Annotated in this window: 12 protein-coding genes and 1 pseudogene; 9 read left to right on the forward strand and 4 right to left on the reverse strand. The window is 64.8% G+C overall.

Annotated features, from left to right (window positions below):
* Positions 1 to 141 precede the first annotated feature (141 nt).
* The gene (locus tag RS897_RS21140; protein ID WP_315838445.1) at positions 142 to 741 is read left to right on the forward strand and encodes a cysteine hydrolase family protein; all 600 of its coding nucleotides are present in this window, start codon (positions 142 to 144) and stop codon (positions 739 to 741) included.
* A 16-nt stretch (positions 742 to 757) separates the two neighbouring features.
* On the opposite strand, the pseudogene RS897_RS21145 reads toward RS897_RS21140, so the two are convergent.
* Positions 758 to 961 (reverse strand): annotated as a pseudogene (locus tag RS897_RS21145) (c-type cytochrome); the annotation flags it as partial.
* Positions 962 to 1,216: 255 nt separating this feature from the next.
* On the opposite strand from RS897_RS21145, the gene RS897_RS21150 reads away from it, so the two are divergent.
* The 5 genes from RS897_RS21150 (at position 1,217) to RS897_RS21170 (ending at position 6,760) form a co-directional block, all read left to right on the forward strand.
* The gene (locus RS897_RS21150) at positions 1,217 to 2,107 is read left to right on the forward strand and encodes a helix-turn-helix domain-containing protein (protein ID WP_315838446.1); all 891 of its coding nucleotides are present in this window, start codon (positions 1,217 to 1,219) and stop codon (positions 2,105 to 2,107) included.
* Between the two features lie 266 nt (positions 2,108 to 2,373).
* On the forward strand, positions 2,374 to 3,627 hold the full coding sequence (locus RS897_RS21155) for an MFS transporter (protein ID WP_315838447.1): 1,254 nt from the start codon (positions 2,374 to 2,376) through the stop codon (positions 3,625 to 3,627).
* A gap of 36 nt (positions 3,628 to 3,663) precedes the next feature.
* Entirely contained in the window at positions 3,664 to 4,530 is an 867-nt protein-coding gene (locus RS897_RS21160; RefSeq protein WP_315838448.1) for a dihydroorotate dehydrogenase electron transfer subunit, read from the forward strand.
* Positions 4,527 to 5,474, forward strand: coding sequence for a dihydroorotate dehydrogenase (locus RS897_RS21165; protein ID WP_315838449.1), 948 nt, complete (start codon positions 4,527 to 4,529; stop codon positions 5,472 to 5,474). Before RS897_RS21160 ends, RS897_RS21165 begins: the two co-directional genes overlap by 4 nt.
* Positions 5,453 to 6,760: a Zn-dependent hydrolase gene (locus tag RS897_RS21170; RefSeq protein WP_315838450.1), complete on the forward strand. Its 1,308-nt coding sequence runs from the start codon at positions 5,453 to 5,455 to the stop codon at positions 6,758 to 6,760. Before RS897_RS21165 ends, RS897_RS21170 begins: the two co-directional genes overlap by 22 nt.
* Before the next feature lie 218 nt (positions 6,761 to 6,978).
* Here RS897_RS21170 and RS897_RS21175 read toward each other — a convergent pair whose 3' ends face one another.
* Positions 6,979 to 7,326 carry a hypothetical protein gene (locus tag RS897_RS21175; protein WP_315838451.1) on the reverse strand — a complete coding sequence of 116 codons (348 nt, stop codon included), beginning with the start codon at positions 7,324 to 7,326 and terminating at the stop codon, positions 6,979 to 6,981.
* Between the two features lie 284 nt (positions 7,327 to 7,610).
* On the opposite strand from RS897_RS21175, the gene RS897_RS21180 reads away from it, so the two are divergent.
* Positions 7,611 to 8,594 (forward strand): Bug family tripartite tricarboxylate transporter substrate binding protein, encoded by a 984-nt coding sequence (locus RS897_RS21180; RefSeq protein WP_315838452.1) that lies wholly within the window; start codon positions 7,611 to 7,613, stop codon positions 8,592 to 8,594.
* Between the two features lie 15 nt (positions 8,595 to 8,609).
* On the opposite strand, the gene RS897_RS21185 is transcribed toward RS897_RS21180, so the two are convergent.
* Positions 8,610 to 9,530 (reverse strand): LysR family transcriptional regulator, encoded by a 921-nt coding sequence (locus RS897_RS21185; protein ID WP_315838453.1) that lies wholly within the window; start codon positions 9,528 to 9,530, stop codon positions 8,610 to 8,612.
* A 142-nt stretch (positions 9,531 to 9,672) separates the two neighbouring features.
* On the opposite strand from RS897_RS21185, the gene RS897_RS21190 reads away from it, so the two are divergent.
* Entirely contained in the window at positions 9,673 to 10,620 is a 948-nt protein-coding gene (locus RS897_RS21190; RefSeq protein WP_315838454.1) for a dihydrodipicolinate synthase family protein, read from the forward strand.
* A gap of 176 nt (positions 10,621 to 10,796) precedes the next feature.
* The gene (locus tag RS897_RS21195; RefSeq protein WP_315838455.1) at positions 10,797 to 12,206 is read left to right on the forward strand and encodes an MFS transporter; all 1,410 of its coding nucleotides are present in this window, start codon (positions 10,797 to 10,799) and stop codon (positions 12,204 to 12,206) included.
* Between the two features lie 19 nt (positions 12,207 to 12,225).
* Here RS897_RS21195 and RS897_RS21200 read toward each other — a convergent pair whose 3' ends face one another.
* Entirely contained in the window at positions 12,226 to 13,437 is a 1,212-nt protein-coding gene (locus tag RS897_RS21200; protein WP_315838456.1) for an ABC transporter substrate-binding protein, read from the reverse strand.
* Between the last annotated feature and the right edge of the window lie 35 nt (positions 13,438 to 13,472).

Consider the following 13,472-nt stretch of genomic DNA (forward strand, 5'->3'; position numbering starts at 1 on the left):
CGCATGATCTTGCGTAGTATGGGGTTACTACGTTGCGCATCTCCGTAACATTCCGCTGTTACCCGCCTCGGGCTCACCCGGTCTAATCTGCTGCCGCAATCAAGCGCGCGATCGCAGCACCAGCACCGGGAGGCCCAATCGATGAATCCGCAGACCACGGCTATCGTCCTGATCGAATACCAGAACGACTTCACCACGCCGCGCGGCGTGTTTTATGAGGGCGTCAAGGATGTCATGGACGCCAACAACATGCTCGGCAACACCGTGGCAGTGGTGGACCAGGCACGCGCCGCCGGCGTGACCATCATGCATGCGCCCATCAGCTTCGCCGAGGGTTATGGCGAATTGACCGGAAATCCCTATGGTATCCTGAAAGGCGTGGTCGATAACAAGGCTTTCCGCAAGGGATCGTGGGGCGCCGAGATCGTCGGCGTGCTCAAGCCGCATCCCGGCGATATCCTGATCGAAGGCAAACGCGGCCTCGATGCGTTTCCTTCAACCAACCTCGATTTTATCCTGCGCAGCAAGGGCATCAGGACAGTGGTGCTTGGCGGCTTTCTCACCAATTGCTGTGTCGAATCCACCATGCGCAGTGCCTACGAGCGCGGCTTCGACGTCATCACCCTGAAGGACTGCACCGCCACGCTGAGCCGCGAGGCACAGGAGATGGCTCTGACACACAATTTCGGCATGTTCTCCCGGCCGATGAACCACGACGAATTCCTGCAATTGTTGCAGTGAAGCGCGCCAGCGCTCCGATGGCGCTCAGCGTTGTGGCGTCGAGGGGCGCATCGGCGGGCAGCAAGCCGTTCAGGTTGAGGATGAAGGCGGAGACTGCATAGACGTTGTCATTGCTGAGCGACTGCGGGACGTCTAGCGGCATGGGGCGGCGGATGTTGTCGAACAAGGTTGGCGCATGGGGCCAGAAGTTGCCGACGGTCTTCACCGGTTTTGGGGGGGCGCCAGCTTGCATTTCTTTTCTCACTCCGTCATTGCCGGGCTTGACCCGGCAATCCAGCTTATTCGCGATGGATTTGTCCTGAGCAAAGCTGGATCCGCGGGTCAAGCCCGCGGATGACGCAGAAAACGTTCGAGCGCCTCGCGCATTCCGCACGCCGACACAGTGGACGACACACCCGGCGCACTGGATCAATCTGGATCAATCCATTAGTTTGGACTCGGAACTGTCCTCCGGACCGACGCAGATCAGGATCCCATGCCCATCGACTATTTCCAGGTTGGACAGCGGCTGCGTGCGCACCGGGTGGGGCAGGGATTGTCCCCGGAGGAAGCGGCCGAGAAGCTCGGGATTTCCCGCGCCGCGCTCTACAACTACGAGAAGGGCGAGGGGCCGGTGAAACTCGATACGCTGGAGCGTATCGCCGATCTGCTGCAGACCTCGCTGCCGTCGCTGCTCGGGGTCGGCACCGAATATTTCTCCAGCGCGCTCGCTTACTTCGAGCGTCTGCGCCAGATCGAGGCGCTGTCGGATCGCGTGCTGGTCTATTACGAGCCGGTGTCGTTTCTGCTGACCTCCGACGAATATCCGAAGATCCTGCAGGACATGCTGCTGGAGGGCCTGCCCGACAAGCTGCCGAACCGCCGGAAGGCGCAAACCGAGATCGAGCAGCTGATTACGATCCTGGCGCAGCGCAAGGCAGCCGTGACCTCCGGTGGGCCGAGCTTCGCCGGCATTGTCGGCGCCACCCAGGTGCGCCGCCTGCTGCGCACCGGCTTCATCGGCACCTACGACCTCACCAAAGGCGAGCGCGAGAAGCGCCGCCTCGCCGCGCGCAAGGAGGTCGAGCGGATCGCGGACGTAATGGAGAACGAGCCGATCGGCGTGCAGATCGGCGTGGTCGACGATACGCTGCCCAACCAGACCTTCGAGATCTGCCGGCTGCGCGGGGGCGGTGCGCTGGTGGCGGTCAGCCCGTTCCGGCTCGGCGAATTGCCCAACATCCGGCTCGGCGTGGCGTCGATTACCGGCGCGGACGAGGCCATCGGCCTGTACCAGCAGCTCGCCGACCAGATGTGGTCGCGTGCGGTGAAGGGCGGCGCCGGCGCCGCGCTGCTGCGCAAGTGCCTGCGGGAACCGCAGAGCTGAACTCGCTAGGTCGTCGTTCGACGTCTCGTCTATTTTTTTAGATTTGTCTTGATTTGTGTACGAACCTGGTGTTGACTTGCTGCTTCCGCGATCGGCCGGGCCTTTTTGGTTTTGACCGATCGGCTGGATGTCCGGCGGGGCTACGGCTTCTGACCGGGCCACAACGATCTGGGTTTCTTGACACGTGATTGGGACTGACGTCCCGCCGGGTGGCTGTGCCGCGCCGGTGGCGACATGCTTTTTTGATTGGCATGATGGGGAGCGACATGAGCCAGATTCAGGATACCGCGGAATTGTCATTATCCGGTGTGGCGACACAGGGTGGCGAAGGGGCCGAGGCGCGCAGGGCGCTGTGGGGGTCGGCGCTGGGCTATGCCATGGACGGGTTCGACCTGCTCATTCTCGGCTTCATGTTGCGCGTCATCTCCGCCGACTTGCATCTGACATCGACGGAAGCCGCGTCCCTGGTGACGGCGACGCTGATCGGCGCCGTGATCGGCGGTCTTGTTTTCGGCATGCTGTCCGATCGCCTGGGACGGGTGCGGGTCTTGACCTGGACCATCGTGCTGTTCGCCGTGTTCACCGGTATGTGCGCGCTGGCGCAGGGTTATTGGGATCTGCTGGCCTATCGCACCATTGCCGGCCTCGGCCTCGGTGGCGAGTTCGGCATCGGCATGGCGCTGGTGGCGGAGGCGTGGCCAGCCTCCAAGCGGGCGCGGGCGTCGTCCTATGTCGGCCTCGGCTGGCAGTTCGGCGTGCTGGCGGCCGCGATCGTGACCCCGCTGCTGCTGCCGGTGATCGGCTGGCGCGGCATGTTCGTGGTCGGCATCTTTCCGGCGCTGGTGGCTTATGTCATCCGCCGCAAGCTGCACGAGCCCGACGTGTTCGTCGCCAACAAGGCGCGCGATCCCGATGCTGCGTTCTCGCTGCGGCTGCTGGTGGCCGACAAGGAGACCACCAAGACCAGCCTCGGCCTGATCATTCTCTGCTCGGTGCAGAACTTCGGCTACTACGGCATCATGATCTGGCTGCCAAACTATCTCTCCAGCCGGTTCGGTTATGGCCTGACGCAATCCGCGGTGTGGACCTCGGTGACCATCGCCGGCATGGCGCTCGGCATCTTCCTGTTCGGCCATATCGCCGATCGTCTCGGCCGCAGACCCGCATTCCTTGGCTACATGCTCGGCGCGGCGATCATGGTGGTGGTGTATTCGCAACTCACCGGAGCGACCGCATTGCTGATCGGCGGCGCGGTGATGGGCTTCTTTGTCAACGGCATGCTGGGCGGCTATGGCGCGCTGATCAGCGAGCTCTATCCCACCGCCGCCCGTGCCACCGCTCAGAACGTGTTCTTCAATATCGGCCGCGCGGTGGCGGGCTTCGGTCCGCTCGCGGTCGGTGCGCTCAGCGCGGTCTATGGCTTTGAGACCGCGATCGCCTGCCTGGCGCTGCTCTACATCGCCGACATCGTGGCGCTGTTTCTGCTGATCCCCGAGCGCGGTGGCGCGGAACTCGCCTGAGGCCCGCTCGCGTCTCGTGATCCAAGGAGTGGCGTGATGTCCGTTCAGCTCGTCGTTTCAAATGGTGATGCGTCCCGTCCTCACGGTGGATGCGCAACTCCTTGGTCAGCCAGCGTCGTTGCCGAGCCGGCGCGGGTGCTGGCCAACACCGAGGTGAATGCCGAATATCGCCATTTGGTGGTGCGTTGCAGCGCCATCGCGGCCCAGGCGCAGCCGGGACAGTTCTTTCAATTGCTGTGTCCGCAAACCGGTGGCGATCAACCGTTCCTGCGCCGGCCGATGAGTCTTTACGGCGCCGATCCCCGGCGTTGCCAGGTTGAGTTCCTCTACAAGGTCACCGGCGCCGGCACCCGCGGCCTCGCGACCCTCAGAGAGGGCGACGACATCGACATCATGGGGCCGCTCGGCGAGGGTTTTACGCTGGATGCCGCTCACCGCCATATCGTGGTGATCGGACGCGGCGCCGGTCTTGCCACGCTTGCGCCGCTGGCGAAGGCGGCACAGCAGGGCGGCATCGCGGTGACCGCCGTTCTCAGCGCGCGACGGCCGGAGCTCTTGGTCTCGGTCGATCTGTTCGCGCGCCACGGCGCCGATGTCATCACCGTCACCGATGCCGACAGCACCAGCGGCCCCGCTTATGTCGAGCGTATCCTGCGCACCTTGATCGCCGGTGGACGCTGCGATGCCTTTTTCACCTGTGGCTCCAGCCGGCTGTTGCGTGTGCAGCAGCGGCTGGCGCGGGAGTTTTCCATTCCCGGCCAGGTGGCGATGGAGCAGCAGATGGCCTGTGGCCTTGGTCTCTGTTTCTGCTGCGTGCGTGATTTCCATGTCGATGGTGAGATCGTGCACCGCCGGGTGTGCTGGGACGGCCCGGTGTTCGACATGATGCAGGCGCTGCCATGACTGATCTTTCGGTCCGGATCGGCGCGCTGACCCTGGAGAACCCGGTGATGCCGGCGTCCGGCACCTTCGCCGAGGGACTGGACCGGGTGATGGATTTCGATCGGCTCGGCGCCTTCGTCACCAAGACCATCACCCGCGAGCTGCGCGCCGGCAATCCGCTGCCGCGGGTGGTGGAGCGGCCCGGCAGCCTGATCAATTCGATCGGCATTCCCTCCAAGGGCGTGCCGTATTTCCTCGCACACACGTTGCCGTACTATGCAGCCTATCGGCCGCCGCTGGTGGTGAGCATCTCGGCGCCAACGGCCGAAGAGTTCGCCCATCTTGCCGCGGAGCTCACGCGTCCCGGCATCGCGGCGATCGAAGCCAACATCTCCTGCCCGAACATCGAGGAAGACGGCCAGGCCTTTGCCATGCGCGCGGCCTCGACAGAGGCCGTGATCCGGCAACTGCGCGCGGCGACGCCGCTGCCGTTGTGGGCGAAGCTGTCGCCGAACGCGGGTGATGTTGCGGAGATCGCCCGCGCGGCGGAAGCCGCCGGCGCCGACGCGGTGGTGGTCGCCAACACCATCCTGGCGATGGCGATCGATATCGAAACTTTCAAGCCTTGTCTCGGCAACATCATGGGCGGACTGTCCGGCCCGGCGGTGAAACCCATCGTGCTGCGCCAGGTCTATCAATGCTCACGCGCCGTGCGTATTCCGGTGATCGGTTGTGGCGGTGTCTCGTCCGCCGAGGACGCGGTCGAATACATGCTGGCGGGCGCGACCGCCGTGCAGGTCGGCACCGCGAGCTTCGTGCAGCCTGCCGCCATCACCACCATCATCGATGGCTTGTCCCGGTTTTGCGAGCGGCGCGGCATCGATCGCGTCGCCGACCTGACCGGCGCCGCGCTCAGTGAGGAAGCTGACGAGCCGGAACTCGCGTGGGTGGCGCCGTCGCCATGATGGGTGAGCCGGCGATTCTGGAAAGGCCGCTTGCCCGGCGCGAGAGCGAATTCTGCGAGCGCTTGTTTGCGGTGTTGCGCCATGCCACCGGGGACGGCGTCGGCATCACCCGGGAGAGTTTCGGCACGGGGGAAACGCGCGCGCTTGCCGTTGTCGAGCGGGCCGCGCGGGACGCCGGTCTTCTTACCGAACGCGACGCTGGCGCTAATCTCGTGGTGACGCTGCCCGGTAGCGAACCGGATCTGCCGTTTCTCGCCTGCGGATCGCATCTGGATTCCGTGCCCCAGGGCGGCAATTTCGACGGCGCCGCCGGCGTCATCGCCGGGCTTGCGGTGCTCGCGGGATTGAAACGTGAGGGACGGCGTCCGCGCCGCACCTTGAAGCTTTATGGGCTGCGCGGCGAAGAGAGCGCCTGGTTCGGCCGTGCCTATATGGGATCGAGCGCGCTGTTCGGGCGGCTCACGGCGGATGATCTCGCCGCACCCCACGCTGTCACCGGCCGGCCGCTCGGTGATTGCATGCGCGCCGCGGGCGCCGATGTCGATCGCATCAGTAGCGGCGAGCCGCTGCTCGATGCGCAGCGTGTCGCCGCCTGGATCGAACTGCATATCGAGCAGGGCCCGGTGCTGGTGGCGCGCGACCGCCCCGTCGGTATCGTGACCGGCATCCGTGGCAACATCCGACATCGCCGGGTGGAATGCCGCGGCGAGGCTGGGCATTCCGGCGCCGTGCCGCGCGCGCTGCGGCAGGATTCGGTGTTCGCCACGGCGGAGCTGATCACCCATCTCGACAGCCACTGGCGCGCGTTATTGGAGCAGGGCCGGGACCTCGTCGTCACCTCGGGCATGATCGGCACCGATCCGTCCGAGCACGCGCTGGCGCGTATCCCCGGCAAGGTCGGCTTCAGCTTCGAGGCAAGGAGCGAAAGCCGGCAGACGCTGGAGGACTTCTACGGCTTGTTCGTGACGGAGTGCCGCGACATCGCCACTGAGCGCGGCGTGCAGTTCACGTTCGACCGCAGGCTCGAAACATCTCCGGCCGTGATGGACGCAGGCTGGGTGCAGCGGCTGCGCGATGCGGCCAGCCGGCTCGGACTACCCGACGAGCCCATGGCAAGCGGCGCCGGCCACGACGCCGCGGTGTTCGCCAATGCCGGCATTCCCAGCGCCATGATTTTCGTGCGCAACGACCACGGCTCGCACAATCCGCACGAAGCCATGGAGATGTCGGATTTCATGGCCGGCGTCGCCGTACTGCGCGAGGCGTTGGTGCAGGCGGCGTGGTGAGGGGCGGGAGGTTTCAACATTCTCGGTGTCATCGTCCGGCTCCGACCGGACGATCCAGTAACCGGGAGCGAGGATGGTGTTTGATGAGGAGCCTGCCGACGCTCACTCGCTGATGCCTGCGTGTACTGGATCGCCCGGTCGGAGCCGGGCGATGACACAGAGTGTGAGGCGTGGTCCTTCTGTCCCTAACGCGAGGACGAGGCGCCATGCCACTTCACTCAAAACAGCTTCGTCGCCGCGATCTTGTTCAGCGTGGCGATTTGCTCCGCCGGCGGGGCCTGGATGGCGTTCTCGGCATCGCCGACAACGCCGAGCAGGCGCTGGAATGCCTGCTTCGCCACGTCCACCGGCAGCGGCTCCTCGTCGAACGAGTCGATATAGCCGCCGACCAGCATCGCGAGCATGCGATAGACCGCCAGGTGGTCCGCGTCGGACCCCGCCAGTTGCAGCACTTTTTGCTGGAATGTCTTGTAGGTTCTCAGGCCCGGATGCTGATCCGCCAGCCAGTTGTGTAATTCACCCAACGTTCCCTCCCTCCTGCGAGAAGAAACAACCAGTTCTATCATGCCCTGCGCCAGCGGCAAACATATTTTTGGAAAAGTACAAAAAAATATACGGCTCCCGGGAGCGCCGGCTCTGATGGCTACGCGCGGGATGGCGTCTCCATCGGCCTGTCACCACCATCGCGTTCATCGCTAACAGCTATGCTGCATTTGTAATGGCCGCGCGCTCCGGCAGCTGCGCCAAATTCCCCGTTCGGTGATCCGCGTCGTTGTTGGCAACGAGCGTTGGCCCAAGCGATGCAAAGTCGCGCCGACGGCATCAAGAGGAAACCACGAAAGGACGGCCAGTGACAGGATTTCAGCCAAGCCGCCGGACCGCGCTGCTGGGAGGCGCGGCCGTCGCATTTTCAAATGTTGGACGGGCCTTTGCCCAGCACGACAGCCTGAAGGGCCCAATCACCATCGTGGTTCCGTTCGCAGCGGGCGGTGCCACCGACATTGTCACGCGTCTGGTCGGCAAGAAGCTGGGGGAGCGCCTGGGCGTCTCGGTGGTGATCGAGAATGCCGGCGGCGCGGGCGGCGTGGTCGGCGCGACGCGCGTGGCCCGCGCCACGCCGGATGGAACGTCCCTGCTGATGGGCACGGTGGCGACCCACGCCATCAATCCATTGATGGCGCAGCAGCCGCCTTATGATCCAGTCAATGACTTCACGCCAATCTCGCTGGTGGCTACGGTGCCCAACGTCCTGCTGGTCGGCCCGCAGGTCAAGGTGACGAATGTCACTGAGCTGATCGCCATGCTCAAGGCCGAGCCCGGACGCTACAACTATGGTTCTTCGGGCAACGGCACGCCGCCGCATCTGTCGGGGGAGTTGTTCAAGGTTATGGCCAAGGTCGAGATGACCCATGTGCCGTACCGCGGCGGCAGTCCGGCCATGACGGATCTCGTCGGCGGCCAGATTCCGATCCTGTTCGACGTGCTGACGGGTGCCGCGAATTTCGTGCGCGAGAAGACGGTGCGTGCACTTGCGGTCACCACCAAAACACGATCGCCGTCATTCCCCGATCTCCCGACCGTCGCCGAGTCGGGCCTGCCGGGTTACGAGACCTACACCTGGAATGCGGTGTTTGGACCGGCACGGATGCCCGCGCCGCTTGTCGCGTTGCTCAGCAGCGAGATCAGCCAGGCCGTGGCCGATCCGGAGGTGAAGCAGCGGCTGACGGAGCTGAGCGCCGAGCCTGTCGGCGGGACGCCGGAGGCGCTGAAAGCCCAGGTGCAGGCCGAGCTTGCCAAATGGGAGCCGGTCATCAAGGCGGCGGGTCTGAAGTGACAGTCATGGTCACCGTTATGGACTGGCCGCGCGCCGCAGTCCGCCTGCGCCGGACTTCACGATCTCGCGCGTCAGCTGCATCACGGTGCGGCAGGCCAGCGTCATCTGGCCCAGGCGCGACATCGCGAGTGCGATGTGGCGGGTGACAACCGGATCGACCAGCTTGGCCGATTGCAGGCGGCAGTCCCGCGACGCGGCCGATATCGCGTAGGGGCCGAGCAGGGCGTAGATGCCGCCCTCGGCGACGAGATGCGTCTGCAGGCTCAGCGAGTCCGCCTCCAGCACGACGTTCAGCGCCACGCTGCGCGCGGCAGCGATCTGTTCAAGCTGGTTGCGCCAGCTGTTCGGCCGACAAAACAGCACCAGCGGCAGATTGTGCAGCGCTGAGAAGCGCACCGTCCGGCGCGATGTCAGCGGATCGCCGGCGGCACCGACCAGATAAGTCGATGTCTCGGCCAGATACGTATCGCCGTTCTTCGGCGTCTCGTCGGTTCGATAAAGGATGGCGAGGTCGACGCTGCCATCCTCGAGCCATGTCTCGATCTGGGATCCCTGTCCCTCCCGTACCGCGAGCTGGATCAGCGGGTAGCGTTCTCTGAGCTGCTTGGTGAGCGTGCTTACCAGCGGATGCGCGGTCGAGGGCAGGCTGCCGATGCGCACCTTGCCGATCGGCGTGCCGGCGGAGGTGCGTACGTCGTTGGCCAATTGATCGGTGCTCGCCATCCAGGCGCGGACCTGCGGTTCGATCCGCTGCCCGAGTTCGGTCAGCGTCACGCCGCGGCCGGTGCGCTGGAACAGCCGTCCGCCGCATTGCTGCTCGAGGTCGCCGATCCGGCGGCTGATGTGTGGCTGGCTCGTGCCATGGGCCAGCGCCACCTTGCTGAGGCTGCCGAGCTCGGCGGCATCGATGAAGAGTTTCCATGCGGCGTAGTCCAACAGTGGTCCTCCAGATATACCCATGTACTTATATCTGAAATGTGTGATCTGAGTCTTCAGGCATATGAAGTGGTCTGCGACAGTCCTCCGCACGCGATCGGCAGACGATCCGGCAAATACAAACTCATCGGAGGACACTCACATGGAAGCTCTCGATCTCAGAGGTCTCGTTCCCGCACCCGTCACCCCTTTCACCCGCGACGGCGAGGTCGACCACGCGGCGATCCAGCGGCTCGGCGGCTGGCTCGGCAGTTTCAAGGAGGTCAAGGGCCTGGTGGTTCTGGGACACGCGGGCGAGGGCACGTTCCTTACTCCCGACGAGCAGGCCTCGGTAATCGAAAGCTTCGTCAAGTCCGTGGACGGCAAGATTCCGGTCATCGCCGGCATCACCCTGGAAGGCACCAACGTCGCGGCGCTCGAAGCGAAGCGCGCGGTGAAGGCCGGGGCCGAGGCCGGGCTGGTGTATCCCTCGCACGGCTGGCTGCGCTTCGGTTACCAGAAGGGTGCGCCGCAGGACCGCTACCGCGCGATCTATCAGGAGAGCGGCCTGCCGCTGATCCTGTTCCAGTATCCCGATGCGACGAAGGCGACCTACAACCTCGAAACCCAGCTCGACATCGCGGCGCTGCCGGGCGTGTTCGCCATGAAGAACGGCGTGCGCAACATGCGCCGCTGGGACACCGAGATCCCGGTGGTCCGCCGCGAGCGCCCCAACCTGCAGATCCTCACCTGCCATGACGAATATCTGCTGCATACCATGTTCGACGTGGACGGCGCGCTGGTCGGCTATGGTGGCCTCACGCCCGAGCCGCTGATCGAACTGATCGCCGCGGGTAAGGCCAGGGATTACGCCAAGGCGCGCGCGATCCATGATCGCCTGCTGCCGGTGACGCGCACCGTTTATCACCGTGGCTCGCACATGGAAGGCACGGTTGCGCTCAAGCACGGCCTGGTCGCCCGCGGCATCCTGGAGCACGCCACCATCCGCTCGCCGCTGTTGCCGCTCGATCCAGGCGCGGATGTCGAGATCGCCGACGCGCTGCGTTCGGCTGGGCTGGTTGGGCCTGCGGCGCGATCGAACGCGGCGTGACGCAACGCTTGGCTATTTTTGCTTGTCATGGCCGGGCTTGTCCCGGCCATCCCGCTTAGGCGGGCACTGCGTCCATGATCGGGATGGCCGGGACAAGCCCGGCCATGACTGAAGAGAAAAGCGTGGCCGAGCGTATCTCCGCTCCGCTGAAAACAAACACACCAGGGAGGATCATCATGTCTGCGCTTGCTGCAGAAGGCGCCGTCGTGCGTTCGGTTGCCGCCGCTCCGGTCAACGCCGCGGCCTATGCCCAACTGGTCGGGCGGCTCGAGCGGCTTCCGGTCACGCCGCGGCTGATGTTGCTGCGCGTGATCGTCGGCATCGCCACCTTTTTCGATGCCTACACGGTGCTGGCGATCGCCTTTGCGATGCCGCAGCTCGTTGCCGAATGGAAACTCACGCCGGCCGAGGTCGGCCTGATCATTTCCGCGGGTTATGTCGGCCAGCTGTTCGGCGCGGTTATCTTCGGAGCGTTGGCCGAGAGATTCGGCCGGCTGAAGATCCTCTTCATCACCATCATCCTGTTCGTCTCGATGGACGTCGCCTGCCTGTTCGCCTGGAGCAGCGCATCGATGATGCTGTTTCGATTCCTGCAGGGCGTCGGCACCGGCGGCGAGGTGCCGGTGGCGAGCGCCTACATCAACGAGTTCATCGGTGCCGAGAAGCGCGGCCGATTCTTCCTGCTCTATGAGGTGATCTTCCCGATCGGGTTGATGTTCGCCGGCATGGTCGGCTTCTTCCTGGTTCCGGTCTATGGATGGAAGGCGATGTTCATCGTCGGTCTCGTTCCCTCGGTGCTGACGATTCCGTTGCGCTGGTTGATGCCGGAGTCGCCACGCTGGCTCGCGTCCCGAGGACGCACCGCGGAGGCGGACGCCGTGGTGACGCTGCTCGAGGACAGCGCGACGCGGCGCGGCCTGGTTCTGCGCGAGCCGGCGGTACGCCCGCTCGATGCCGCAGCCGTCGCCCGCTCCGACTGGCGCGAACTGTTCCGGGGCATTTATCTCAAGCGAACGTTGATGATCTGGGGTCTATGGGTGTGCGCCTACATGATCAACAACGGTTTGGTCACCTGGCTGCCCACGCTCTACAAGCAGGTGTTCCAGCTTCCGCTGCAGACGGCGCTCGCCTACGGCTGGATCACCTCGAGTGTCGGCGTCGTCGCCTCGATCATCTGTGCGCTGGCGATCGACAGGGTCGGCCGCAAGCCCTGGTACGCAACCGCGTTCCTGCTCGCCACCGTGCCGCTATTGGCGCTGGCATGGCTCGGCGCCACCTCGGCGATCGAGGTGCTGATCCTGGCGACGGCGACTTACGCCGTGCTGCAGACCATCGCTTTCTCGCTCTATCTCTACTCCGCCGAACTCTATCCGACACGTCTGCGCGCAGTCGGCACTGGTTTCGGCAGTGCATGGCTGCGCGCGGGATCGTCTGTCGGTCCCATCCTGGTCGGCTGGATCGTCGCGGACCTGGGGATCCGCTATGTCTTCGCCGCGTTCGCAGCCGTTGCCCTGGTGGGTGGCCTCGTCACGCTGATGTTCGCGATTGAGACCAGGGGCAGGGTGCTGGAGGAACTGTCGCCTTGAGAGCGCCGAAGCGGGTGCTCTACTTCCCGACCAGCGGACAGCGGCTGCGGTCGAGCGGCCGGAACGCCTGGTCCGGCGGAATCGTCGCCACCAGCTTGACCAGGTCCCAGGGTCCCTGGGATTCCTCCGGCGTCTTGACCTGAACCAGATAGAGGTCATGCACCATCCGCTGATCGGCGCGGATGGTGCCGCCGTTCGTATAGGCATCGGAGACCGGCGTCGCCTTCATGTGCGCCATCACCTTGGCGCCGTCGTCGGAATCGATGTCCTTTACCGCTTGAAGATAATGGCGCACGGCGGAGTAGACGCCGGCCTGGATCTGCGAGGGCATCGCCTTGCGCCGTGCATAAAACGCGTCCGAGAAGCGCCGCGCCGCCGGCGAGACATCCTCGAAGAAACTGGTGAGAATGAGATCGCCCTTGGTGGTCTTGAGCCCGATGGCATTGATATCGACGTTCTGGAACGACATCGGCACGATGGTCATGCCCGCCGCCGCCAGACCAAATTCGTCGGCCTGCTTGATGGCGGTGGCGTTGTCGGCAGCCACGTTGATGGCCAGGACCTTGGCGCCGGACGCCTGGGCCTGGAGCAGGAACGAACTGAAGTCCGGGGTGCCGAGCTGCGCCTTGACACTGCCGGCGACCTTGCCGCCGAGCTCGGCGATACGAGCGCGCGCGGTCGCCTCGATCGAATGCCCGAAGGCATAGTCGCCGGTGATGAAAAACCACGGCGCCTTGTTGCTGGTCATGATGCCGGAAACCACCGCGGTGGCGGTCGAGTACGCATCCTGGGTCCACTGCACGCTGGTCGGCGCGCAGGCTTCATCGGTCAATTGATTGGCGCCGGCGCCCAAGATCAGGAAAATCTTGCCATTGCCGCGCACCAGTTCCTGCACCGCGAGCGCAGCGCCTGAGCTGCCGCCATCGGCGATGGCCTGAACGCCCTCGCGATCGAACCATTGCCGGGCCAGTGACGTCGCAAGATCGGGCTTGTTCTGGTGATCGGCCTGCAGGATCTCGATCCGCTTGCCGTTGATGCTGCCACCGAACTCCTCCGCCGCCATCCGCGCCGCCTCGACCGACCCCGGTCCCATCGCGGTCGCGAACATGCCATTCATGTCGGTCAGCACGCCGATGCGGATGGCCTCGCCCTTGATCTGGGCCTGCGCGGTGGTGCCCGCCAGCAGCAGGGCGGAAAGGGCGGCGGCAATGGATTTGCAAGCCTGGGCCATCGTTATCCTCCAATGATTTTTGTCATTCGTTGTGA

Origin of the sequence: Bradyrhizobium prioriisuperbiae (genome assembly GCF_032397745.1) — a bacterium.
Classification (GTDB): Bacteria; Pseudomonadota; Alphaproteobacteria; order Rhizobiales; family Xanthobacteraceae; genus Bradyrhizobium_A; species Bradyrhizobium_A prioriisuperbiae.